Origin of the sequence: Microbacterium sp. Root53 (genome assembly GCF_001426925.1) — a bacterium.
Classification (GTDB): domain Bacteria; phylum Actinomycetota; class Actinomycetes; order Actinomycetales; family Microbacteriaceae; genus Microbacterium.
Window position 1 is genome coordinate 240,935 of record NZ_LMFR01000001.1, and the last position, 22,243, is coordinate 263,177.

Annotated in this window: 20 protein-coding genes; 12 read left to right on the plus strand and 8 right to left on the minus strand. The window is 70.5% G+C overall.

Features of this window, described 5'->3' with window-relative positions; genetic code table 11:
• Positions 1-20: 20 nt before the first annotated feature.
• Positions 21-1,013, minus strand: coding sequence for a substrate-binding domain-containing protein (locus ASD19_RS01180; RefSeq protein ID WP_055987943.1), 993 nt, complete (start codon positions 1,011-1,013; stop codon positions 21-23).
• Between the two features lie 312 nt (positions 1,014-1,325).
• Here ASD19_RS01180 and ASD19_RS01185 point away from each other — a divergent pair, with 312 nt between their 5' ends.
• Positions 1,326-2,789 carry a sugar porter family MFS transporter gene (locus tag ASD19_RS01185; protein WP_055987945.1) on the plus strand — a complete coding sequence of 488 codons (1,464 nt, stop codon included), beginning with the start codon at positions 1,326-1,328 and terminating at the stop codon, positions 2,787-2,789.
• Positions 2,790-2,865: 76 nt separating this feature from the next.
• Here the strand turns inward: ASD19_RS01185 and ASD19_RS01190 are convergent, their stop codons facing one another.
• The 4 genes from ASD19_RS01190 to ASD19_RS01205 all read right to left on the minus strand — a co-directional run bounded on the left by ASD19_RS01190 (position 2,866) and on the right by ASD19_RS01205 (position 7,269).
• Positions 2,866-3,885 carry a Gfo/Idh/MocA family oxidoreductase gene (locus tag ASD19_RS01190; RefSeq protein WP_055987947.1) on the minus strand — a complete coding sequence of 340 codons (1,020 nt, stop codon included), beginning with the start codon at positions 3,883-3,885 and terminating at the stop codon, positions 2,866-2,868.
• A gap of 5 nt (positions 3,886-3,890) precedes the next feature.
• A complete protein-coding gene (locus ASD19_RS01195; RefSeq protein ID WP_055987949.1) occupies positions 3,891-4,910 on the minus strand; it encodes a sugar phosphate isomerase/epimerase family protein in 1,020 nt (339 codons plus the stop codon).
• Positions 4,911-4,979: 69 nt separating this feature from the next.
• On the minus strand, positions 4,980-6,026 hold the full coding sequence (locus tag ASD19_RS01200; protein WP_055987952.1) for a LacI family DNA-binding transcriptional regulator: 1,047 nt from the start codon (positions 6,024-6,026) through the stop codon (positions 4,980-4,982).
• 1 nt (position 6,027) lies between these two features.
• A complete protein-coding gene (locus ASD19_RS01205) occupies positions 6,028-7,269 on the minus strand; it encodes a Gfo/Idh/MocA family protein (RefSeq protein WP_055987954.1) in 1,242 nt (413 codons plus the stop codon).
• Positions 7,270-7,424: 155 nt separating this feature from the next.
• On the opposite strand from ASD19_RS01205, the gene ASD19_RS01210 reads away from it, so the two are divergent.
• The 6 genes from ASD19_RS01210 to ASD19_RS01235 all read left to right on the plus strand — a co-directional run bounded on the left by ASD19_RS01210 (position 7,425) and on the right by ASD19_RS01235 (position 13,997).
• Entirely contained in the window at positions 7,425-8,360 is a 936-nt protein-coding gene (locus ASD19_RS01210) for a carbohydrate ABC transporter permease (RefSeq protein WP_082542890.1), read from the plus strand.
• A 10-nt stretch (positions 8,361-8,370) separates the two neighbouring features.
• Positions 8,371-9,291 carry a carbohydrate ABC transporter permease gene (locus tag ASD19_RS01215; RefSeq protein ID WP_055987955.1) on the plus strand — a complete coding sequence of 307 codons (921 nt, stop codon included), beginning with the start codon at positions 8,371-8,373 and terminating at the stop codon, positions 9,289-9,291.
• Positions 9,292-9,313: 22 nt separating this feature from the next.
• On the plus strand, positions 9,314-10,642 hold the full coding sequence (locus ASD19_RS01220; RefSeq protein ID WP_055987958.1) for an ABC transporter substrate-binding protein: 1,329 nt from the start codon (positions 9,314-9,316) through the stop codon (positions 10,640-10,642).
• A gap of 81 nt (positions 10,643-10,723) precedes the next feature.
• Complete coding sequence (locus ASD19_RS01225; RefSeq protein WP_055987960.1) at positions 10,724-12,892, plus strand: alpha-galactosidase; 2,169 nt, start codon at positions 10,724-10,726, stop codon at positions 12,890-12,892.
• Positions 12,893-12,977: 85 nt separating this feature from the next.
• Entirely contained in the window at positions 12,978-13,373 is a 396-nt protein-coding gene (locus ASD19_RS01230) for a tautomerase family protein (protein ID WP_055987962.1), read from the plus strand.
• A 336-nt stretch (positions 13,374-13,709) separates the two neighbouring features.
• Positions 13,710-13,997, plus strand: coding sequence for an HU family DNA-binding protein (locus ASD19_RS01235; RefSeq protein ID WP_055987964.1), 288 nt, complete (start codon positions 13,710-13,712; stop codon positions 13,995-13,997).
• 91 nt (positions 13,998-14,088) lie between these two features.
• Here ASD19_RS01235 and ASD19_RS01240 read toward each other — a convergent pair whose 3' ends face one another.
• The gene (locus ASD19_RS01240; RefSeq protein ID WP_055988226.1) at positions 14,089-14,340 is read right to left on the minus strand and encodes a DUF6458 family protein; all 252 of its coding nucleotides are present in this window, start codon (positions 14,338-14,340) and stop codon (positions 14,089-14,091) included.
• Between the two features lie 109 nt (positions 14,341-14,449).
• Here ASD19_RS01240 and ASD19_RS01245 point away from each other — a divergent pair, with 109 nt between their 5' ends.
• The gene (locus ASD19_RS01245; protein ID WP_055987966.1) at positions 14,450-16,420 is read left to right on the plus strand and encodes a cytochrome c oxidase assembly protein; all 1,971 of its coding nucleotides are present in this window, start codon (positions 14,450-14,452) and stop codon (positions 16,418-16,420) included.
• 1 nt (position 16,421) lies between these two features.
• Here ASD19_RS01245 and ASD19_RS01250 read toward each other — a convergent pair whose 3' ends face one another.
• Complete coding sequence (locus ASD19_RS01250) at positions 16,422-17,543, minus strand: hypothetical protein (RefSeq protein WP_055987967.1); 1,122 nt, start codon at positions 17,541-17,543, stop codon at positions 16,422-16,424.
• A 144-nt stretch (positions 17,544-17,687) separates the two neighbouring features.
• Here ASD19_RS01250 and ASD19_RS01255 point away from each other — a divergent pair, with 144 nt between their 5' ends.
• The 4 genes from ASD19_RS01255 to ASD19_RS01270 all read left to right on the plus strand — a co-directional run bounded on the left by ASD19_RS01255 (position 17,688) and on the right by ASD19_RS01270 (position 21,876).
• The gene (locus tag ASD19_RS01255) at positions 17,688-18,134 is read left to right on the plus strand and encodes a M57 family metalloprotease (protein ID WP_235562933.1); all 447 of its coding nucleotides are present in this window, start codon (positions 17,688-17,690) and stop codon (positions 18,132-18,134) included.
• 108 nt (positions 18,135-18,242) lie between these two features.
• Complete coding sequence (locus tag ASD19_RS01260; RefSeq protein ID WP_442922487.1) at positions 18,243-19,631, plus strand: ATP-dependent DNA helicase; 1,389 nt, start codon at positions 18,243-18,245, stop codon at positions 19,629-19,631.
• 92 nt (positions 19,632-19,723) lie between these two features.
• Positions 19,724-20,995 carry a serine hydrolase domain-containing protein gene (locus ASD19_RS01265; RefSeq protein WP_055987970.1) on the plus strand — a complete coding sequence of 424 codons (1,272 nt, stop codon included), beginning with the start codon at positions 19,724-19,726 and terminating at the stop codon, positions 20,993-20,995.
• Positions 20,992-21,876 (plus strand): EamA family transporter, encoded by an 885-nt coding sequence (locus ASD19_RS01270; RefSeq protein WP_055987972.1) that lies wholly within the window; start codon positions 20,992-20,994, stop codon positions 21,874-21,876. Before ASD19_RS01265 ends, ASD19_RS01270 begins: the two co-directional genes overlap by 4 nt.
• Before the next feature lie 6 nt (positions 21,877-21,882).
• Here ASD19_RS01270 and ASD19_RS01275 read toward each other — a convergent pair whose 3' ends face one another.
• Positions 21,883-22,224 (minus strand): hypothetical protein, encoded by a 342-nt coding sequence (locus ASD19_RS01275; protein ID WP_134745243.1) that lies wholly within the window; start codon positions 22,222-22,224, stop codon positions 21,883-21,885.
• Positions 22,225-22,243 lie beyond the last annotated feature (19 nt).

The following is a 22,243-nucleotide window of genomic DNA, read 5'->3' on the forward strand; positions in this document are numbered from 1 at the left end:
GGCCCCGCACTCCGTGGGGATCAGCGCGTGTTGTTCTCGGCGAACGGGAGGATGGTGTCGATGTTCGACGCGTCGACGAACGACGGACCGGTCAGGACGGGCAGACCGCCGCCCATGTCGTTGCCGTTCTTGACCTTGAGGTACAGCGAGGTCACCGCGAGGTAGCCCTGCACATACGGCTGCTGGTCGATCGAGAACTCGATCCGGCCGTCCTTGATCGCCTGCGCCGCATCGGCGTTGAGGTCGAACGTGATCAGCTTGGCCTCGCTGCCCGACTGCTCCATGGCGTCGAGCGCGTCCATCGCGATCGGTGCGCCGAGGGTCACGATGTAGTCGATCGACGGGTCCTGCTGCAGCTTGGCCTGCAGGCTCGCGACCACAGCCGAGTCGTCGGCGCCGTTCACCTGGATGTTCTCGGTGCCGGGCACCGCGCTCTTCACGCCGGCGCAACGGGCCTCGAGCGCGACCGATCCGGCGGCCTGGATCACGCAGAGCGGGTGCTTGCCGCCGGCCTCCGCGATGCGCTCGCCGGCCGTCGCGCCGGCCAGGTTCTCGTCCGAGCCGAAGTACATCAGCGCGCCCACGTCCTTGTACTGATCGATGCCGGAGTTGAAGCCCACGATCGGGATGCCGGCCGCGCCCGCGGCCTGCACCGACTCCGCGAGCGCATCCGGGGTGGCCAGCGTGGTCGCGATGCCGTCCACGTCCGAGTCGATCGCGGTCTGGATGAGCTGCGCCTGCTTCTCCGCGGCGGGGTCGTTCGAGTACTGCAGCGTCGCGCCGACGTCCTTCGCGGCCTGCTCCGCGCCCGCGCGGATCTTGTCCCAGAAGGTGTCGCCCGGGGTCTCATGGGTCACCATCGCGATGGTGTAGCCCGAGTCACCGCCGCCTCCGCCGGAGGAGTCGGCCGTGTCGGCCGGCTGCGCGCCGCCGCCGCTGCATGCGGTCAGGGCGGCCAGAGCGGTGAGGAGGGCGCCGGCGCCCAGCAGCTTCCGCGGTGTGATCAGCGTCATCGGTGGTCCTTTCGGGTGGGCCGGGCGCTGTGCTCGGCCTGGGGGCGTGCGGAGTTCGCGAGGGACGCGAACGGAGGCCGACGATGCGTGTCCCGGGGCTGCACTGCTCGCCGGGGACGGGAACCGCATCGTCGAGGTTCCGGGGACAGGATCCAGCCTCACCGTGACCCTGTCAACCTATTGTCTAGACATTGTGTCATTTTCGTTATCGGGTCGACCGCCCCGGCTTTGTTCATTTGACAGGACAAAGTCACGCTGTCAGACTGGCTGCAGGAGACGGCGCCACGGGCGCCACGGACGAAGGAGTCACGGATGTCCCATACGACTACGGAGGGCTCGAGTACCACCCTCCCGCCGCTCACCGCCGGGCCGCACCGCAAGCGCCTCGGTCTCGTCGCGCTCGTCGCGACGTTCGGCGGACTGCTGTTCGGCTACGACACCGGTGTGATCAACGGCGCGCTGCGCCCCATGACGGAGGAACTCGGCCTCACCCCGTTCACCGAAGGGATCGTGACGAGCTCGCTCGTCTTCGCCGCCGCGGTCGGCGCGCTGGTCTGCGGCCGGCTCTCCGACGCGTGGGGCCGGCGCAAGACCATCCTGCTGCTGGCGATCCTGTTCTTCGCGGGCGCGCTGGTGGTCGTCTTCACGCCCGGCTTCGAGGTCCTCGTCATCGGACGCGTGCTGCTCGGCCTTGCCGTCGGCGGCGCCTCCACGGTCGTGCCGGTGTTCCTCGCCGAGCTCGCGCCGTACGAGATCCGCGGCTCGATCGCGGGTCGCAACGAGCTGGCGATCGTGATCGGTCAGCTGGCGGCGTTTGTGATCAACGCGATCATCGGCAACGCGTTCAGCGACTTCACCGGGGTGTGGCGCGTGATGTTCGCGGTCTGCGCGCTTCCGGCCGTCGCGCTGTTCGTCGGCATGCTCCGGATGCCCGAGTCGCCGCGCTGGCTGGTCGAGAAGGGCCGCCACGAGGAGGCCCTCGCGGTGCTCAAGACCGTGCGCTCGGACGACCGCGCGGTCGCGGAGCTCGGCGAGGTCGAGCACATCGCGCAGGAGGAGCGCGAGGAGCAGCGCACGGATCTGCGCGGCATCCTCACCGACAAGTGGACGCTGCGCATCCTGCTCGTGGGCATCGGCCTCGGCATCGCCCAGCAGCTCACCGGCATCAACTCGATCATGTACTACGGCCAGACGGTGCTCGTGGAGTCCGGCTTCGACGAGAGCGCCGCGCTGATCGCCAACATCGCTCCGGGAGTCATCGCCGTGATCGGCGGGGTCATCGCCCTGATGCTGATGGATCGCCTCGACCGTCGTAAGACGTTCATCATCGGTCTCAGCCTGACGACGATCTCGCACCTGCTGATCGGATTCGCGTCGATGACGCTCGAGGTCGGCAACCCCGCGCGACCGTTCGTCATCCTGGCGCTCGTGGTGCTGTTCGTCGGTTCGATGCAGACGTTCCTCAACATCGCGGTGTGGGTGTACCTGTCCGAGGTGTTCCCGCTGCACATGCGCGGTCTCGGCATGGGCATCTCGGTGCTGATGCTGTGGGTGACGAACGGCTTCCTCTCGCTCTACTTCCCGTCGCTGGTCGCGGGCATGGGCATCACGGGTACATTCTTCCTGTTCGCCGCCGTCGGCGCGCTCGCCCTGCTCTTCGTCGCGACGCAGGTGCCCGAGACGCGCGGCCGCACCCTCGAGGCGCTCGAGGAGGCCGTCTCGACCGGAGCGATCTACACGGTCACGAAGCGCCAGGCGAGCCTCGCCCGCCGCTGATCCCGGCACACGCTGATCCCGGCACACGAGGACGCCCCCGGCCGCATGGCCGGGGGCGTCCTCGTGTGCCGCGGGTTCAGAGCTCGATCGTGCGACCCTCGAGCGCGCTCTCGCGTGCGGCGTCGAGCACCTCGACCGTGTGCACGGCCTGCTCGAGCGTGACGGCGAGCTCGGCGTCGCCGGCGATCGCGGCGTGGAGGGCGCGGTAGTAGTCGCCGTAGTCGCCCGCCGCGCTCGGGACGGTGCGCTCGCCGTCTGCCGTGCGGAGCACGCCCCAGCGCTCCTCGGCCTCGACGCCCCATGCGCGTGCCTCGGCTGGGCGCTCGCCGCGCAGCACGGCCGCGGTCTGCACATCCGACATGCGCGAGACATAGGAGCCGCGCTCGCCGTAGACGATGAGCTCGCGCTCCGCGAGCCGGGTCAGCTTGCTCGACGAGATGGTGCTGTGCACGCCGCCGCGGTGCGTGAGGGACACGGCGAAGCCCGCGTCGACGCGCGCGTCACCCTCGCCGATCCAGTCGAGGTGGGCGCTCACCCGGTCCACCGGACCGAACAGGTGCGTCATCTGGTCGACGAGGTGCGAGCCGAGATCGCGCAGCAGCCCGTGCGCGGCGCCCACCTCGAGGGTGCCGGGGTCGTCGAGGTCGAAGCGGCTCACGACCCGCCACACGGCTCCCAGCTCGCCGCCCGCCAGCACGGTCTCGAGCGTGCGGATGTCGGTGTCCCAGCGCCGATTGTGGAACACGGTCAGGATGCGCCCGGCGTCGCGAGCCGCGTCGGCCAGTTCCCGGGCGACATCCGCGGTCGGCGCGAACGGCTTGTCGGCCACCGCGTGCACGCCACGCTCCAGCGCCCGCAGCACGAGCGCGCGCCGGGTCTCGGGAGGCGTCGTGAGCACGACCGCGTCGACGCCGGCGTCGATCAGCGCGTCGAGGTCGTCGAATGCGGGCACCCCGGGCGCCTGAGCGGCGAGCTCCGCACGGCGTGCGGGCGAGCGGGTGACGACGCCCGCGAGCTCCCACTCCCGGGCCGCCTGGATGTAGGGCAGGTGGAACTTCTGCCCGCCGAATCCGAAGCCGACGAGGCCGATGCGCATCTGCGTCAGCCGTTCGCGGCGAGTGACGCCTCGAGCGCGGCGTCTGCCTGGCGCAGCACCGCGGCGGCCTCCGCGAGCCCCTCGACCGGGCCGAGCGACACGTCCTCGTGCTCGATGTTGACGAGCATGCCGGGGTCGACCTCGTGCAGCGCTCGCAGGAACTCGGTCCAGTAGGCGACGTCGTGTCCGCGGCCGAGCGCGACGAAGTCCCACGCGGAGTCCTTCGGCCACTCGTTGGCCCACTCGTCGCCGCCGAGGTTGGTGCGCTTCTCGTCGGGGGAGAGGCGGCGGAATCGGTTGTCGAGCACGCCGTAGAGCTCGGCGTGCTCGCGGTTGATCCGCACGTCCTTCGCGGCCGCGTGGAAGATCAGCTCGCCGAGGTGCCGGGTGACGGCGACGGGGTCCATCTGCTGCCAGAAGAGGTGCGAGGCGTCCATCTCGACGCCGAGATGGGTCGCCCCGGTCAGCTCGATCAGCTTGTGCACGTCCGCCGAGTTGAACACGAGGTTCTGCGGGTGCAGCTCCAGCGCGACCTTGACGCCGTGGTCGGCGGCGAAGCGGTCCATCTCGCGCCAGAAGCGGGCCGCGATGTCCCACTGGTAGTCGAGCACGTCGAGCGCCGCGGAATTCCATGCGTTGACCACCCAGTTCACGCGGGTCGCGCCGGGCTCGCCTCCGGGGAGGCCCGACATCGTGACGACGCGCGTCTGGCCGAGTCGCGCGGCCAGACGGATGGCGCGACGCACGTCCTCAGCATGCCTGTCTCCGATGGCCGCGGTGGGGTGCAGCGGGTTGCCGTTGCAGTTCAGCCCCGCGATCTCGACGCCCGTGCCCTCGAAGACGCCGAGGAAGTCGTCGCGCGCGGCATCGCCGGCCAGGATGTCGTCGAACGCGGGGACATGCGCGGCGGGCAGGAACCCGCCGGTGTTGATCTCGATCCCCGTGAGGCCGAGGCCGGCCACGACCTCGATCGCCTCGGGGAGCGTCCGGTCGTGGAGGATCGCGTTGTAGACGCCCAGCTTCATCGCCCGACTCCTTCGTTGTGCGCGCCGCGCGCGCGATGGCCTTGCCGCGCGGGTGCGCGCACGACGACGCTAGCGATTGGCAGAATGTCCTGTCAAAGTCCCGCATCCGCAGGAAGCGCCGATCACCAGACGCGTGTCCATCACCAGATGACGAGGTTCGTGGGGCGGCCCGAGCAGGGCCTCGACGGCCGCCTCCGCCATCTCGCTCAGCGGCTGGGCCACGCTGGTGAGCGTCGGCCAGCTGTAGGCGGCGTCGACCGAGCCGTCGAACGAGACGATCGCCAGGTCCTCGGGCACGCGCAATCCGGCCTCGTGTGCGGCCTTGAGCACGCCCCGGCCCATCTGATCCGAGCTGACGAACAGCGCGCGCGGAACCGTGCCCGCGCGCAGCAGTCGCCGCATCGCGTCGTAGCCGCCGTCGGGGCTGAACGGCCCGCGGGCGACCGGTCCGGGCGTGAGCCCCAGTCGGTCCACGCTCTCGCGCCAGCCGATCTCGCGCCCGTCCTCCTCGTCGCCCGAAGTGCGCCCGATGACGATGCCGACCTCGTCGTAGCCATGCGACGCGAGGTGCTCGACCGCGAGGTCGGCGCCGTGCAGCAGGTCCACGCCGACGGAGTCCCGGGCCGGGGTCTCGGCGCTGTGGTTCAGCAGCACGACCGGGATGCTGGCGAGCTCCAGGTCGCGCAGATCCGGCTCGAAGACGTTGCTGCACAGGAAGATGCCGTCGACGAGTCGCGCCGCCAGGTGCTCCAGCTGGGTCCGCTCGGTCGCGATCGACGAGTCCGAGTTCGCGGTGATGAGCGTGTAGCCGCGCTTCGAGGCGGCGAGCTCGACCTCGTGCGCGAGCTGGGCGAAGTACGGATTGATGACGCTGGGCATGACCATCCCGAGCATCTCGGTCGAGCCGAGCCGCAGGGCGCGGGCCGAGGGGTTCGGGCGGTACCCGAGCTTGGCGACCGCCGCGCGGACCCGCTCTTCGGTGTCGGGCCCCACCTTCTTGGTGCCGTTGACCACGTAGCTGACGACCGCGGGGCTCACGCCGGCGAGCCGTGCGACGTCGTTCCTCGTCGCCCGGCTCGATGGGGCGGGCGACGAGGAACGGGGCACGGCGAACATCCTAGCCGCGGGCGTCCGGCGCGAGGCCGCCGCCGGGCGCGGCCGGGGCGTCCCCGAAATCGGGGATCGTCAGGCGTTCTCCCCCGCGGAGGGCGGAGCGGTGGGCGACGATCCCGGGCAGCGTGTAGCGCGCGGCCTCCCACGCGTTCACCGGCGGCAGGGAGCGCGTCGAGACCGCGACCGCGAAGTCGTCGACCAGGTAGTGGTGGCTTCCCTCGTGCCCGCTCGGCAGGCGACGCAGCGCCTCTGGCAGCCGCGAGGCGTCGTGCACCGGGGCGAGTCCCGAGATGAATGCGTCGCGCAGCGCGGGATCCACGCCGGCGAGCGAGGGGTCGTCGGGCGACATGCTGGGCCGGGTCTCGAGAAGCGCCGTGACATCGGTGAAGCCCTGCTTGTCCTGCCACACCGCGGTCCGCACCAGCTGCTCGAAGCTCGCCTCGGTGCCGAAGTAGCGGAAGCGCGACTCGCGCAGGTGAGACGGATAGCCGACGCGGCGGAACTCGTTGATCCGCATGCTGCCGCCGCCCGCGAGCTCGAACAGGGCGCTGGCGTTCGAGAAGTCGTTGTCGAACATGCTGACCTCGCGGTCGAACACCCCGTCGCGGCGGTCGTCGCGCACGCCGATACAGCTCACGCTCACCGCGTGGCCGCCGATGGCGCCCAGCACGCCGCCGACTGAGTGGGTCGGGTAGAGCATGGGCGGGTAGCTCGCGGTGCGCTTCCACTCGGTGCCGCCGCTGAACTGATACGCGGCGTAGAAGCCGAGGTCCATGTCGTGCACGTAGTCGCCCTCGGCGTAGAAGATCCGCCCGAACGCGCCTTCGGCGCGACGCCCGCGCGCGTAGACGGTCGCGGGGTTGTAGTAGCTCGTCTCGCCCATCATGTAGGTCAGCCCCGTCTCCGAGACCGCCTGGATGATCGCGGCGATCTCCTCCTCGCTGACCGCCATGGGCACGGCCGAGTAGACGTGCTTGCCGGCGCGCAGCGCCTGCACCACGAGCGGCCCGTGGGTCCAGCGCTGGGTGAAGATCGCGATCGCATCGAGCGGTGACGCGAGCATCGCCGCGAAGTCGGGCATGGTCCCGGTGAGGCGCTCGCGCTCTGCGAGCGCAGCCGCGCGCTCGGGCAGGACATCGGTCACCCACACCTCCGAGACGAGCGGATGGGCGCGGAAGAGCTTCGCGAACTGCCCGGAGAACTGTCCCGCGCCGACGATGCCGAGGGTGAAGGTCTGAGAGGTCATGCGGGCAGTGTCCCAGTTTTGGTTACTCGAGTCAACGAACCGTGAGGTGCCAATCTCTGGCGAAATAATCCATCTGAATCGACTCTTGCCGGGATCTGGTAACTCGTGTAACTTCATCCGAAACCCGGCCCATCCCACCACGACGGAGTAGGAAGATGGCAACGACGACGATCGTCCTCGGCCGCAGAGGCGCGCTGCGCGACGGTGGCGCGCGACTGCGCACCGGGCGCAGCGACTTGCGGATCGCGCTGCTGTTCGTGGCGCCCGCGCTGCTCGGCCTCATCGCGTTCTACATCGTGCCGACCGTGCGCGGTCTGTACCTGAGCTTCACCGAGTACAGCATCCTCGGCAGCCCCGAGTGGGTCGGGGCGGACAACTACCAGCGACTGCTCGCGGACCCCCTCTTCTGGAACGCCCTCGTGGTGACGATCCAGTACGTGCTCATCAACATCGTGCTGCAGACGGCGGTCGCGCTCGGACTCGCCCTCCTGATGCACCGGGTGGCGCACTCCACGGTCATCCGCGGAATGCTGCTGATGCCCTACCTCATGGCGAACGTCATCGCGGCGCTGCTGTGGTTCTGGATGCTCGACTACAACATCGGGGTCGTCAACCAGCTGATCGACGGCCTCGGGCTCCCGCGGGTCGCGTTCTTCGGCTCGCAGGAGTGGGCCATCCCGACCCAGGCGCTCATCAACACCTGGCGGCACATGGGCTACGTCGCTCTGCTGATCTTCGCGGGCCTCCAGGCGATCCCCGAGACCGTGTACGAGGCCGCGAACCTCGATGGCGCGAACCCGTTCCAGCAGTTCACCCGCATCACCCTGCCGCTGCTGCGCCCCGTGCTCGCGCTCGTGCTGATCCTCACCGTGACGGGGTCGTTCCAGGTCTTCGACACGGTCGCGGTGACCACGCAGGGCGGGCCCGTGAACGCCAGCCGGGTGCTGCAGTTCTACATCTGGCAGAAGGCGTTCGCCGAGCAGGAGTTCGGCTACGGCTCCGCGATCGCCGTCGTGCTGTTCCTCATCCTCGCGATCGTCGCCTTCATCCAGATGAGGGTGCTGCGCGGCAACGAGTCGGATCTGGCGTAAGGAGCCCGAGATGTCCGAGACCCGAGCCCTCCTCACCGCCGCCCGCCGCCGGCCCCGCCGGTTCCAGTGGCGCCTCGTGTTCCCGTGGATCCTGGTGACGCTCGCCGTCGCCGTGAGCGTCCTGCCGTTCTACTGGGTGCTGCGCACCGCGCTGTCCACCAACAGCATGCTCGCGTCCCACTCGGGGAGCCTGCTGCCCGCCGGCTTCAACCTCGGGGCGTTCGCCCGGGTGTTCGGCCTGCAGTCGCCCGCCGAGGCCATCGCCCAGGGCGGCTCGGGTGCCTCGATCAGCTTCTGGACCTACCTGCTCAACTCGGCCGTGTTCGCGACGGCCACCACCGTGTGCGCGGTGTTCTTCAGCTCGATGGCGGCCTACGCATTCGCGCGGCTGCGTTGGAAGGGGCGCGACAAGGTGTTCGGCCTGTTCCTGGCCACCGTCCTCATCCCTCCGATCTTCACGGCGCTGCCGAACTTCCTGCTCGTGCGCAATCTCGGCCTGCTCAACACGATGCTCGGCATGGTGCTGCCTTACCTCTTCATGACGCCGTTCGCGATCTTCTTCATGCGGCAGTTCTTCCTGAACATGTCGCGCGAGGTCGAGGAGGCGGCGATGCTCGACGGCGCGAAGCACTGGCGCATCTTCTTCCAGGTCGTGCTCCCCAACGCGGCCGCCCCGCTGGCGACGCTGGCCCTGCTCACCTTCATGACGCAGTGGAACGAGTACTTCTGGCCGCTGCTGGTCGCGTCGGACGACAGCACGCGCGTGCTGACGGTCGGGCTCGGCGTCTTCAAATCGCAGGCGCCGCAGGGCGCACCCGACTGGTCGGGACTCATGGCCGCCACGCTCGTGTCCGCCCTGCCCGTCCTCATCCTGTTCGCGATCTTCGGCAAGCGGATCGTGAATTCCATCGGCTTCACCGGCACCAAGTGATCTCTCGGAAGGAGAACAACCCATGAAGAAGAAGGCACTCGGAGCGACGGCGCTCCTCGGCGCATCCGCTCTCGCGCTCACGGCCTGCAGCGGCGCGGCCGGCTCCGGCGGCGGCAGCGGCACCATCGACTACTGGCTGTGGGACGCCAACCAGCTTCCCGCGTACCAGCAGTGCGCGGAGGACTTCAACGCGTCGCAGGACGACGTCCAGGTCAAGGTGACCCAGACGGGCTGGGACGACTACTGGAGCAAGCTCACGAACGGGATGGCGTCCGGCACCGCCCCGGATGTCTTCACGGACCACCTGAGCAAGTACCCGGACTTCGTCAAGACGGACCAGCTGCTCTCGCTCGACGATCTCGACGCCGACACCTCCATCTACAACGAGGGCCTCGCGGACCTGTGGGTCGGCCAGGACGGCAAGCGCTACGGCCTGCCGAAGGACTGGGACACGGTCGCGCTGTTCTACAACACGGCGATGACCGACGAAGCGGGCATCACGGCGGAGCAGATGGCGTCGCTCGAGTGGAACCCCGAGGATGGCGGCACCTACGAGGACGTCATCGCGCACCTCACGGTCGACGAGAACGGCGTGCGCGGCGACGAGCCCGGGTTCGACAAGGACAACGTGGCGGTCTACGGCCTCGGCCTGAACGGCTCCGGCGAGGGCATGGGGCAGACGGAGTGGTCGTTCCTGACCGCGACACTCGGATGGACGCACACGGATAAGAACCCATGGGGCACGCACTACAACTACGACCAGCCCGAGTTCCAGGACACCATGGCGTGGTGGGCGTCGCTCATCGAGAAGGGCTACGTCCCGCCGCTCGAGACGACCGTGGGCGCATCCGTCTCCGACAACTTCGGCGCCGGCAAGGCCGCGATCAATGTGCACGGCTCCTGGATGATCGGGCAGTACACCGGCTACGACGGCATCGAGGTGGGCATCGCGCCGACGCCGGTCGGCCCGTCGGGTGAGCGGGCCTCGATGTTCAACGGCCTCGCCGACTCCATCTGGGCCGGCACAGACAACCCGGAGGGCTCGCTCGCCTGGGTCGAGTACCTCGCGTCGACCGACTGCCAGGACGTCGTCGCCGACCACGCCGTGGTGTTCCCCGCGATCACCTCGTCGAGCGAGCGTGCCGCGGAGGCCTTCGCAGCCAAGGGCGTCGACGTCTCCGCCTTCACGGTCCACGTCGAGGAGGGCACCACGTTTCTGTTCCCGATCGCCGAGAACGCCGCGAAGGTCGTCGGCATCATGAAGCCCGCGTCCGACGCGGTGCTGGCCGGCACCGCGCCCGTGAGCTCCTTCGATCAGGCGAACGAGCAGGTCAACGCGCTGTTCCAGTAGTCGCGGGCACCCCCGCGGGGCCCGGCCTGTGCCGGGCCCCGCGCTGCGACATCCGCCCCCCAGAGACGAAAGCGAACGTCCATGTCACCCCTTCACCTCCGCGCCGCCGGCGTGAGCGTGCTCATCGCCTTCCGATCGGGGGAGGCGGCGATCGTCCACTGGGGCGCCGACCTCGGCGCCGACGTGCCGGACCTGGAGCTGCTCACCGATCCGATCCCGCACTCCGCGTTCGACGTCCCGGTGGTCGCCGGCCTGCTGCCGCAGGCGTCGTCCGGCTGGCTCGGTCGCCCCGGTCTGCGCGGCAGCCGCGTGATCGACGGCCCCGGGCGGGACTTCTCGCCCGCGATGCGCGTGGTCTCGGCGACCGCCGCGGACGGCCTGGCCGAGATCGTGCAGCAGGACGCGGATGCCGGACTCCAGGTGACGTCGCGGCTGGTGCTGCATCCGTCCGGGCTGCTCGAGGCGCGCAACACGCTGCGCAACACCGGCCGGGGCGATTACCAGCTCGACCAGCTCGCGGTCGTCCTGCCCGTCCCCGCGCACGCCGCCGAACTCCTCGACCTCACGGGCCGCTGGTGCCGCGAGAACCACCCGCAGCGCCAGGACATCCGGCGCGGCACATGGGTGCGCACCGGGCGGCACGGCCGCACCGGGCACGACTCGTCGCTGCTGTTCGCCGCCGGCTCCCGCGGCTTCGGCAACCGCCACGGCAGCGTGTGGGGCACCCACCTCGCGTGGTCGGGCGACCATGAGCTGTTCTTCGACGCGCTCGCCGACGGCCGCCACACGATCGGAGCGGCCGAGCTGCTCGGATCCGGAGAGGTCGTGCTGGCGCCGGGGGAGGAGTACGCCACTCCGGCGCTGTACGCGTCGTTCTCAGCCGAAGGGATCGACGGCGTGAGTGCGCGCTTCCACGACTGGTTCCGCGCGCGCCCCCAGCACGTGGACGTGGATGGCGTGCGCCCGCGGCCGGTCGTCCTCAACACCTGGGAGGCGGTCTACTTCGACCACCGCATCGAGCCGCTCATCGAGCTGGCCGACGCGGCCGCGGCGATCGGGGTGGAGCGCTTCGTGCTCGACGACGGCTGGTTCCGCGGGCGCCGCGACGACACGGCCGGTCTCGGCGACTGGTACGTCGACGAGGCGCTCTGGCCCGAGGGTCTCACGCCGCTCATCGAGGCCGTGACCTCGCGCGGCATGGAGTTCGGGCTCTGGGTGGAGCCCGAGATGGTGAACCTGGACTCGGACGTCGTGCGCAGCCATCCGGAGTGGATCGTGGGTCCGGATGCCCGGTCGCTCGCCGAGGGTGGCCGTCTGCCGCTCGAGTGGCGGCACCAGCACGTGATCGACCTCGTGAACCCCGAGGCCTGGCAGTACGTGTTCGAGCGCCTCGATCACCTGCTGCGCGAGAACGACATCTCCTACCTGAAGTGGGACCAGAACCGCGACCTGCCCGAGCATGGGCGCGATGGCCGGCCCTCCGTCCATGCCCAGACGCTGGCGGCCTACCGTCTGTTCGCGGCGCTGAAGCAGGCACACCCGGGCGTCGAGATCGAGTCGTGCTCGTCGGGCGGGGCGCGGGTCGACCTCGGCATCCTGGAGCACACCGATCGGGTGTGGGCGTCGGACTGCAACGACGCGCTCGAGCGGCAGACGATCCAGCGGTGGACACAGGCCGTGCTGCCCCCCGAGCTAGTCGGAGCGCACGTGGGGCCCACGCACTCGCACACCACCGGGCGCGTGCACGACATCATGTTCCGCGTCGTGACCGCCCTGTTCGGTCACTTCGGCATCGAGTGGGACATCCGGCAGGCATCTGAGCGAGAGCGGGACGTGCTGCGGCGCGGCATCGAGACGTACAAAAGATTCCGCGGTCTGATCCACAGCGGGCGCCGCGTGAACGCGGACGTCGTGGAGCCGGCCCTGAGCGTGCACGGAGTCGTCGGTGCGGATGAGGCGCTGTTCGCCGTCGTGATGCAGGCGACCCCGGTCGCCGAGGTGACCGGGCGGCTTCGCGTGCCCGGGCTCAACGCGGATCGCACCTACCGCGTCGCGCCGCTGATGCCCACGGTCGCGGACTTCCCGCGGACGACCGAGGGCGATGCGATCAGCCCGTTCGTGCAGATCGCCGGTCCGCGGTGGTTCGACGAGGGCCTGACCTCGACGGGACGCTTCCTCGCGGAGGTCGGTCTGCCGATGCCGGTGCTGCGCCCCGAGCAGGCGGTCCTGCTGCACTTCGCGCGGGTGTGAGCGGCGTCCGGCCGGCGCGTTGTGGTCGATGCATCCATATGACAGAATGTCCGGACAAAGTACATTCCGACATTGGAGCCCGCCCATGCCCCTCGTCCGCATCGACCACAGTGACTCCCGCGCAAACTCGACCGAGATCGCCGCGGCCGTGTACGACGCCATCGTGTCGGTCTACGGCATCCCCGAGCGGGACCGCTTCCAGGTGATCACCGCCCGCCCGGCCGCGACCATCGTGGCCGAGGACGCGGGACTCGGCTTCGAGCGCACGGACCCGGTGGTCATCCAGATCTTCACGCAGCGGGGTCGCAGCGACGAGCAGAAGCAGAAGCTGTACGCGGCGATCGCCGAGTCTCTGGGCGGTGTCGGCGTGGAATCGCAGGATGTCTTCATCGGCTACGTCGAGAACGGCCCGCAGGATTGGAGCTTCGGCTTCGGCCGCGCGCAGTACCTGACGGGCGAGCTGGCGGTGCCGCGCGCCTGAGCGCGGTGGCGAGACCGCAGATCGCCGCCGACACCGCAGATCGCCGTCGAGACCGCCGTCGGCGACGCCGGTCTCGACGCGGATGTGAGGTCTCGCGGCTGCGACCGGCCGCGAGCCGCGGAATCACGCGGATCGCGGCCGAGATCGTTCACTTCTGTCACATCCGTCACATTCGGGGGCGACACGCCGTCCGAATCGCCCGAAGAACCGCGGGAATCCGCGGAATTCCGGGCCGCGTTGGTACTGTCGAGCCGCGGTCGAACGACCGCCCGGCGGCATCCGTCGCCGGTCCATTGATCACAATGCGGCGTCCTGGTGGCGCCGCTGGAGGATGACATGGCCGACAAGTCCATCACCAAGACCGAGCTCGTCGCGAGCATCGCCAGCGCCACCGGTCAGAGCCAGGCCGCCGTCTCGGGCGTTCTCGACGCCCTGTTCACCACGGTTTCCGAGGCCGTCGCCAAGGGCGCGAAGGTCTCGATCCCCGGCTGGATCGCCTTCGAGCAGGTCGAGACCGCCGCGCGCACGGGCCGCAACCCGCAGACCGGCGAGGAGATCAAGATCCCGGCCGGCAAGCGCGTCAAGGTGACCGCCGGTTCGAAGCTGAAGGCCGCCGGCAAGTAAGCAGCCGCATCGAGAAGGGGATGCCTCCCGCTACGGAGGCATCCCCTTCTCGTGTCTCTGGGCGCCCGGCGCGCGGCCGGGCGCGAACGGATCACAGCGGGTCGACGTCGGTGCGTCGCTCGGTCACCTGCTGCGAGGTCCCTGCGTCACCCACGGTGCGGGTGCGCTCCACGGCGGAGCGGCGGCGGGTCAGCAGCACGATGCCGACGATGAAGACGACCACCCCTGCCCCCATCAGCAGGTAGCCGATGAAGTCGTCGTTGACGGCCGGGATGTCGAGCTCCAGGCCGAACGCGAGGATGGCGCCGATGACGAACAGCACTACTCCGGTTCCGATACTCATGCCCGTCACGTTACGGGCGCTGCTATTCCCGGTGAATGGGGTTGACAAGCGCTGTCGGAGCCGGATCGCTCCCAGCCGACGCCACGCTCGGACGACCTAGGCTGGACGGGTGAATCCGCGCGCGCTGCGGGCCGCAGGGCCCGTCATCCTGCTCGTCGCGGCGGTGCTCACGGCCCTCGCGGCGCTCGCGTACGGCGGTGCCGCCGAGCCGCTCGCCACGGGAGATCCCGGTCCGTTCGTGCGCTGGGGGCTGCCGCTCGCGAAGCTGCTCGTGAACCTGTCGGCCGCCGTCATGGTCGGTGCTCTCGTGCTCGCGCTGTACGCCCTGCGTGCGGGGGAGCGGGAGTTCGACGGCGCGCTGGACGTCGCCTCGATCGGCGCGGCCGTGTTCACGGTCGCCTCGGGCACCGTCGGGTTCCTCACGTTCCTCGAATCCTTCAATCCGAAGCTGTCGGCCGGTCCCGAGTTCGGGTCGCAGCTCGGCGCGTTCCTCACCGAGGTCGAGCTCGGGCGGACCTGGCTGATCACGACCATCGCGGCGGCCGCCGTCACCGTGCTGGCCTTCGCCATCCGGTCGTGGACGGCGGCGCTGCTGACCGCGGTCCTCGCGATCGCGTCGCTCGTCCCGATGGCCACCCAGGGGCACTCCGGCGACCTGGCGAGCCATGACGCGACCGTGATGGCGCTCAGCCTGCACGTGATCGCCGCCGGGGTGTGGCTCGGCGGTCTCGTGACGCTGGCCGCCCTGCGCCCGGTTCTGCCCGCCGGCCGCATCGGCGCGGTCCTGGCGCGATACTCGACCCTCGCCCTGGTCGCCTTCGTGGTCGTCGCACTGTCGGGCTTCGCGCGCACGCTCTCGTCGATCGGCGCGTGGGATCAGCTCGCGACCCCCTACGGGGCGATCGTGTGCCTCAAGGTGGCCGCGCTGGTCTTCATGGGCGTGCTCGCCTCCTGGTACCGCGGCCGCCTGATCGGCCGGACCGGCGCCGAGCCCGCGCGCGTGTTCTGGACCCTCATCGCGGTCGAGCTCGCGTTCATGGGCGTCGCGTCGGGCGCGGCCGCCGCGCTGGCGCGCACCTCGCCGCCCCTCACCGAGACGCCGTACAGCTCGACGCCCGCCGAGATCCTCACCGACGAGCCGCTGCCGCCGGCGCTCACGGTCGAGCGCTGGTTCACCGCGTGGGACGTCGACCTGCTGTGGGCGTTCGCGGCGGGCTTCGGCATCTTCTTCTACGTCGCCGGCGTCATCCGTCTGCGCCGCCGCGGCGACCGCTGGCCCCTGTACCGCACGGTGCTGTGGATCCTCGGCCTGCTGATGCTGTTCTGGGTCACCTCGGGGCCCGTCAACGCGTACCAGGACTACCTGTTCAGCATGCACATGCTGGGGCACATGCTGCTGACCATGGCGATCCCGCTCATGCTGGTCCCCGGCGCGCCGATCACGCTCGCCCTGCGCGCGGTCGAGAAGCGCGACGACGGCACGCGCGGGGGCCGCGAGTGGATCATGTGGGCCGTGCACAGCCCGTTCGCGCGGGTCGTCACGCATCCGCTCGTCGCGGCGGGCATCTTCATCGGGTCGCTGTGGATCTTCTACTACACCGACCTGTTCCGCTGGACGCTGTACGACCACCTCGGCCACGAGTGGATGGTCGCCCACTTCCTGATCTCCGGGTTCCTGTTCGTGATGACGCTCACCGGGATCGATCCGCTGCCGTACCGGATGCCGTATGCGGGCCGCCTGGTGACGCTGATCGTGGTGATGGCCATGCACGCGTTCTTCGGCGTCGCGATGATGATGCAGACCGGCCTGATGGTGCCGGAGTGGTTCGGGGCGATGGGCCGCACGTGGGGCCCGACGCCGCTCGAGGACCAGTACATCGGCGGCGGGGTCGCCTGGTCGATCGGCGAGATCCCGACCCTCATCACGGCGATCATCGTGGCGATCCAGTGGAGCCGCAGCGACGAGCGCCAGCAGCGCCGGGCCGACCGTCACGCCGATCGCACGGACGACGCGGAGCTCGACGCCTACAACGCGCGCCTGGCCCGCATCGCGGAGCGGGACGCCGCCGCCGGGCGCTGACCTACCTCAGCGCGGGGCTGCCGACGAGGATCGAGGCGGTGCCGTCGGGCAGGATCTCGACCGTGCCGTCGATGACGAAGGGCACGTCCTCGCTCAGGTGGTAGACGGCGCCGGTCGAGATCGCCTGCACGTCGACCTCGATGTGCGCGGTGCCGGTCGCGGGCGAGATGGCCCAGTGGGCGCCGTCTGGCACGATCTCGACGCCGGGCGTCGCGAGGATCGACCACGCGAGCGTCTCGGGGAACACCCGGTCGTCGATCTGGATGCCGAACGGGCATCCGGTGGGCTGCAGCACCTTCTGCGTGGCGCACTCCCCGAGGAACGAGCCCACCTGCTGCTGCACGACGTCCGCGAACGCCTCGGTGGGCTGGGCCTGGATGTCGAGCGGCACCTTGCGCAGCGCGGCGTCCGCGAGCACGTGCACGGGCTCGGCCTCGGCCGTCGGGGTGTCGACCTCCACCGTGTAGAGACCGGGGGAGAACACCAGCAGCGAGACCGGGGCGAGCGGATCGGCGTCCACGCCGTCCGGCGAGACCTGCCGCTTGTCCATCTCGAAGTCGTTCACCTCGAACTGCATCGAGCCGCGCACGCCGACCTCCAGCATTCCGAGCGGGCTCGTCTCGAAGCTCCAGCGCGGGACGATCCCCTCGGTGCCCGACCGGCGCACGGTGAAGACGGTCTGCCCGCGGGTGCCGTCGATCGCGTAGGCGGCCGTCACCTCGTAGCCGCCCGCCACCGGGCGCTCCTGCGTGATCTCGACGTCGCGCAGGTCGAACGTCAGCGCGGCGCTGCGCAGGAGCGCCTCGCTCGCCGAGACCGGAAGGCCGGCCGCCTCGAGGTCGGCGCTGTCGATCGCGACGCCCGGCACCGTGAGGGCGTCGGCGGCGCGTCCCTCCGCGATCAGCTCGAGGTAGCGCTCCACGAACGCGCTCGGTCCCCAGTACTGGCGGTACAGGGCCGAGAACCCCGCCCAGATCGCCGCGGCCAGCAGCGCGAAGATCACGCCGAGCAGGATCAGGTCGCGCGTGAGCTGCTGGCGCGGTGTGCGCCGCGGGGGCGCCGCGGATCCGGCCCCGTCCTGCGGGATCGCCGCGGGCGCCGCGCTCGCCGTGGCCTGATCCATTGCGCCAGTCTACGAAAGGGCCGCCCGGCTCACCCTGAGCGCCGTCGGCGCGGCCGCGGTCCGCCCCTCGGCGTACGTCGAGGGCGGGAGCGAGACTGCGTCAGCACGAAGTTCGGCGCCCGTCACGCCGATGTCGTCAGCGCGATGGCCAGCGGGGCCGCGCTGTGGGAGTCCGCGTCGTCGAAGGTCGACTTCGTCTACGTCCCGAGCGCCGACGGCTCGTGCACCACGCGCAACAATGCGGTCCTGTTCTCGGTCGAGCCCGTCTCGACGACGCAGTACATCGCCCGCGCCTTCTTCCCGAGCACGCCCGCGCGTCAGCAGAACGTCCTGATCGACGACTCGATCTGGAGCTCGGGCTCGTGGACCCCGACCAACATCATCGGCCACGAGCTGGGCCATGTCCTCGGCTTCCGCCACGAGCACACCCGCCCCGAGTCGGGCACGTGCTTCGAGGACAGCAACTGGCGTCCGCTGACCCCGTACGACTCGGCGTCGATCATGCACTACCCGCAGTGCAACGGCACGTCCGACGACCTGTCGATGACGAGCGAGGACCGCGCCGGCGTGGTCGCCCTCTACGGCAGCTGATCCAGGGCGGATCGGATCACCCGGCCCCGGTCGTGCGCGACCGGGGCCGGCGCCCGTCTCGGAGGGTGATGCGGCGTCCTCGAATGCCGGGATGGGAGGATGGATCCCATGCCCGCACTGTCCTCCGAGCAGGAGGAGCTCTTCCGCCTCATCGAGGACACGCGCGAGCACGTGTTCGTCACGGGACGGGCCGGCACGGGCAAGTCGACCCTGCTGAACCACCTCGCGTGGAACACCCGCAAGCAGATCGCGGTGTGCGCGCCGACGGGGGTCGCGGCCCTGAACGTCGAGGGCCAGACGATCCACTCGCTGTTCAAACTGCCGATCGGCCTGATCGCCGACAGCGACATCGAGCAGAACGACAACACCCGCAAGCTCCTCAACGCGATCGACACGCTCGTGATCGACGAGATCTCGATGGTGAACGCCGACCTCATGGACGCGATCGACCGGTCGCTCCGCCAGGCGCGCGGCCGTCGCGGCGAGCCGTTCGGCGGCGTGCAGGTCGTGATGTTCGGCGACCCGTACCAGCTGGCGCCCGTGCCGCCGCGCGGCGACGAGGCCCGCTACATCGCGGACCACTACCGCTCGTTCTGGTTCTTCGACGCGCACGTGTGGGCGGGCCGGGAGCCCGAGGGCGACGGCCTGATCGAGCTCGGACGGCACGGTGCGCACCTGCACATCCGCGAGCTGACGCAGATCCACCGTCAGGCCGACGACGGATTCAAGGCGATGCTCAACGCGGTCCGGTACGGGCGCGTCACGAAGGAGATCGCGGACGTCCTGAACGCGACCGGCGCGCGCACGCCCCCGGACGATCCGGAGCATCCGATCATCACGCTCGCGACGCGCAACGACCGCGTCAACGCGATCAACGCCAAGCACCTCGCGCAGCTGCCGGGGCGGGAGCAGACGGCCAAGGCCGAGGTGAACGGCGACTTCGGCCGCGGCGACGTGTACCCGGCCGACGAGGAGCTCAAGCTCAAGGTCGGCGCGCAGGTGATGTTCCTGCGCAACGACACCGGCTCGCCGGGCGAGCCGCCGCGCTGGGTGAACGGCACGATCGGCACCGTCACCCGGATCGTGGGCGAGACCGTGCGCGTCGAGGTCGACGACGAGGAGTTCGACGTCGAGCCGGCGGTGTGGGAGAAGTACCGCTACGCGTACGACCCGATCGGGCGCAAGCTCAGCCGCGAGGTCGTGGCCGAGTTCACGCAGTTCCCCCTGCGCCTGGCGTGGGCCGTCACCATCCACAAGTCGCAGGGAAAGACCTACGACCGCGCGATCGTGGATCTCGGCGCCGGCGCCTTCGCGCCCGGCCAGACGTACGTCGCGCTCAGCCGCCTCACGTCGCTCGACGGGCTGTACCTGTCCCGGCCGCTGCGGCCCAGCGACATCCGGGTCGACCAGGACGTGCGCCGCTTCATGAAGGACGTGTGGGAGCAGCGCCAGGCGGCCGCGCGCGAGCAGGCCGGATCGGCGGCCGCCACGACCTGAGGCGAACCGGCTCCGGCCGGGTCGGCCGCTTGACGCACGGGTTCGCGGCGGCCACAGCCTAGACTCGGGAGAAGTCCAGTCTCGGGGGTGACATGCGGATCACAAGTCGGTGGCGTCGCGCGGTGGCGGCGCTCGCGGGGGCGGCGGCGATCGCCGTGGCGATCAGCGGCTGCACGGGCGGCGATCCGCGCGACGCGACCACGCCCGACCTGGTGAGCGGCGAGCTCCCGGGCGACACGGTCGAGCAGCTGCAGGGCGCGGTCGAGCACGCGATGGCCGCGACCGGATCATCCGGGGCGATCGTCGGCGTCTGGGTGCCCTGGGCGGGCGCCTGGGTCACGGGTCTGGGATCCACCGCGCACGAGGGCGGCTCCGAGGTGAGCACCGACATGGCGTTCCGGATCGCGTCGATGACCCGGCCCATGACATGCGACGTGCTGTACGGGATGGTCGAGGACGGCATCGTCGAGCTCGACGACCCGGTGTCGAAGTACGTGCCCAGCACGCCGGACCTGACCGACGTCACGCTCAAGCAGCTGTGCGACAACACGTCGGGTCTCGCGCGGTCGCACGACACCCTGCTGGACAACTACCTCCGCACGCCCGAGCGCGAGTGGAACGCCCGCGAGGTCGCGGCCGCCGGCCTCGGCAAGGACCGCACCGAGGCGGGCGTCGCGTTCACCGACTCCGACACGGGCTACCTGCTGCTCGGCGTGGCGCTGCAGAACGCCGCGAGCGAGACGCCCGCCGCGCTCATGCGCCGGTACGTCACCGGCCCGCTCGGCCTGGACCAGACCCGGCTTCCCGGCGCGCGCGCCGAGGCGCCCGGCGAACCCGCGCTCCCCGGCTACTACTCCGACCAGGAGGACCGCGACGCGGGCTGCGTCGCTCCGCGCGAGTACACCGAGATGTCCGCGAGCTTCGGCTACACCGACTCGGGCGCCGTCTCGACCATCGACGACCTGGGCGCCTACACGGCGTCTCTCGCCGCCCGCGCGAAGGACGGCGATGCGCTCGCCCCGCGCTGGGCCGACGCGAAGCCCATCAGCACCAAGAGCGACTCGTGGTACCAGTACGCGGGCGGCACGTTCATCGCCGGCTCCATGGTCGGGCAGCAGGGGACCGTCCCGGGATACATGACGAGCGCCTACGCCGACATGGACAACGGGCTCACCGTCGCGGTCGTGCTCAACAATTCCGCGGCTCCCGAGTCCCTCGTCGGCTATCTCGCGAAGGAGCTCGCGGCGATCGTGTCGAAGGTGCCCGCGCGCGAGGGGGAGACGGCCCCCGAGTTCGGGCTGCCCTGGACCGCCGAGGACTACCACCAGCGCATCGCCGACCGCGCCGTGTGCCCGATCGAGTGAGCGGCCGCGGCCCGGGCTCGGGCCCTGCCGTCGGCCTGGTCGCGCTGGGCCTCGCGTGCCAGGAGGTCGGCGCCGCGATCGCCGTCCTGCTGTTCCCGCACACCGGCCCGCTCGGCATGGTGATGCTGCGGCTCGTCTTCTCCGCGGTCATCCTGATGGCCATCGCGCGGCCCGCGCTGCGCGGTCGCACGCGCGAGGCGTGGTGGTCGGTCGCGCGGCTCGGCATCGCGCTCGCCGTCATGAACGGGTTCTTCTACGTGGCGCTGGAGCGGCTCGCGCTGGGGGTCACGGTCACGATCGAGGTGCTCGGACCGCTCGCGCTGTCGATCCTGGTCGGGCGCACGCGATCCCGCTGGCTTTGGGCCGCGATCGCGCTCCTCGGCGTGCTCGCGCTGGGTGGCGGGGGATGGGACCGGCTCGATCCCGTGGGCGTCGGGTGCGCGCTGGGCGCGGCCGCCAGCTGGGCCTTCTACATCCGCGGGCAGGCGCGCGTGGGCCGGGACTTCCCGAGGCTGGAAGGGCTCGCGCTCGCGATGTCGATCGGGGCGCTGATCTCGCTGCCGTCCGGCATCCTCGCGGCGGGGCCGGTGCTGCTGCGCCCCGAGCTCCTCGCGATGGGCCTGGCCGTGGCCGTGCTGTCGTCGACCATCCCGTATGCCTTCGAGCTGATCGCTCTGCGGCGCCTCACGGAGGCCGCGTTCGGCATCCTGATGAGCCTGGCGCCGGCCACGGCCGCGCTCGCCGGGTTCCTCCTGCTCGGCCAGCACCTCACGGTGCTGGAGGTCGCCGGTGTCGCGCTGGTCATGAGCGCGAGCGCGGGCGCGGTGTGGACCTCGCGTCACCGGCCCGGCCACGAGCCCGTCGCCGAGCCGACGGCCTGATCGGGGTCACGCGCGCGGAAGCGCGTTCGCCCACAGGATCGCGACCAGCAGCACCAGCGACATGGCCGCCATGATCGCCATCAGCCCGGCCATGACGAGGTTGCGCTGCCGGTCGTCCCTGACGCTGAGCGCGGTGACGACCAGGGCGACCGCGGCGGCAGTCACGAACGCGATCCCGATCCACGCGAGCGCGATGTTGATCGGCATGGACACGGCGAACGCGAAGATCGCCGCGACGGCGAGCAGCAGCCCCGGCACCAGCCAGATCCACCGCTTCGGCGTGTGCAGCGCCGGCTGATTGCGCACGAGGTTCGGATCGCCGTGTCTCGAGGGTCCCACGCTGTTCACGGTCGCCTCCTTCATCCGG

Coding starts and splice junctions, on each gene's coding strand:
- ASD19_RS01180 (WP_055987943.1), bottom strand. CDS start 1,013: ATGACGCTGATCACACCGCGGAAGCTGCTGGGCGCCGGCGCCCTCCTC.
- ASD19_RS01185 (WP_055987945.1), top strand. CDS start 1,326: ATGTCCCATACGACTACGGAGGGCTCGAGTACCACCCTCCCGCCGCTC.
- ASD19_RS01190 (WP_055987947.1), bottom strand. CDS start 3,885: ATGCGCATCGGCCTCGTCGGCTTCGGATTCGGCGGGCAGAAGTTCCAC.
- ASD19_RS01195 (WP_055987949.1), bottom strand. CDS start 4,910: ATGAAGCTGGGCGTCTACAACGCGATCCTCCACGACCGGACGCTCCCC.
- ASD19_RS01200 (WP_055987952.1), bottom strand. CDS start 6,026: ATGTTCGCCGTGCCCCGTTCCTCGTCGCCCGCCCCATCGAGCCGGGCG.
- ASD19_RS01205 (WP_055987954.1), bottom strand. CDS start 7,269: ATGACCTCTCAGACCTTCACCCTCGGCATCGTCGGCGCGGGACAGTTC.
- ASD19_RS01210 (WP_082542890.1), top strand. CDS start 7,425: ATGGCAACGACGACGATCGTCCTCGGCCGCAGAGGCGCGCTGCGCGAC.
- ASD19_RS01215 (WP_055987955.1), top strand. CDS start 8,371: ATGTCCGAGACCCGAGCCCTCCTCACCGCCGCCCGCCGCCGGCCCCGC.
- ASD19_RS01220 (WP_055987958.1), top strand. CDS start 9,314: ATGAAGAAGAAGGCACTCGGAGCGACGGCGCTCCTCGGCGCATCCGCT.
- ASD19_RS01225 (WP_055987960.1), top strand. CDS start 10,724: ATGTCACCCCTTCACCTCCGCGCCGCCGGCGTGAGCGTGCTCATCGCC.
- ASD19_RS01230 (WP_055987962.1), top strand. CDS start 12,978: ATGCCCCTCGTCCGCATCGACCACAGTGACTCCCGCGCAAACTCGACC.
- ASD19_RS01235 (WP_055987964.1), top strand. CDS start 13,710: ATGGCCGACAAGTCCATCACCAAGACCGAGCTCGTCGCGAGCATCGCC.
- ASD19_RS01240 (WP_055988226.1), bottom strand. CDS start 14,340: ATGAGTATCGGAACCGGAGTAGTGCTGTTCGTCATCGGCGCCATCCTC.
- ASD19_RS01250 (WP_055987967.1), bottom strand. CDS start 17,543: ATGGATCAGGCCACGGCGAGCGCGGCGCCCGCGGCGATCCCGCAGGAC.
- ASD19_RS01255 (WP_235562933.1), top strand. CDS start 17,688: ATGGCCAGCGGGGCCGCGCTGTGGGAGTCCGCGTCGTCGAAGGTCGAC.
- ASD19_RS01260 (WP_442922487.1), top strand. CDS start 18,243: ATGCCCGCACTGTCCTCCGAGCAGGAGGAGCTCTTCCGCCTCATCGAG.
- ASD19_RS01265 (WP_055987970.1), top strand. CDS start 19,724: ATGCGGATCACAAGTCGGTGGCGTCGCGCGGTGGCGGCGCTCGCGGGG.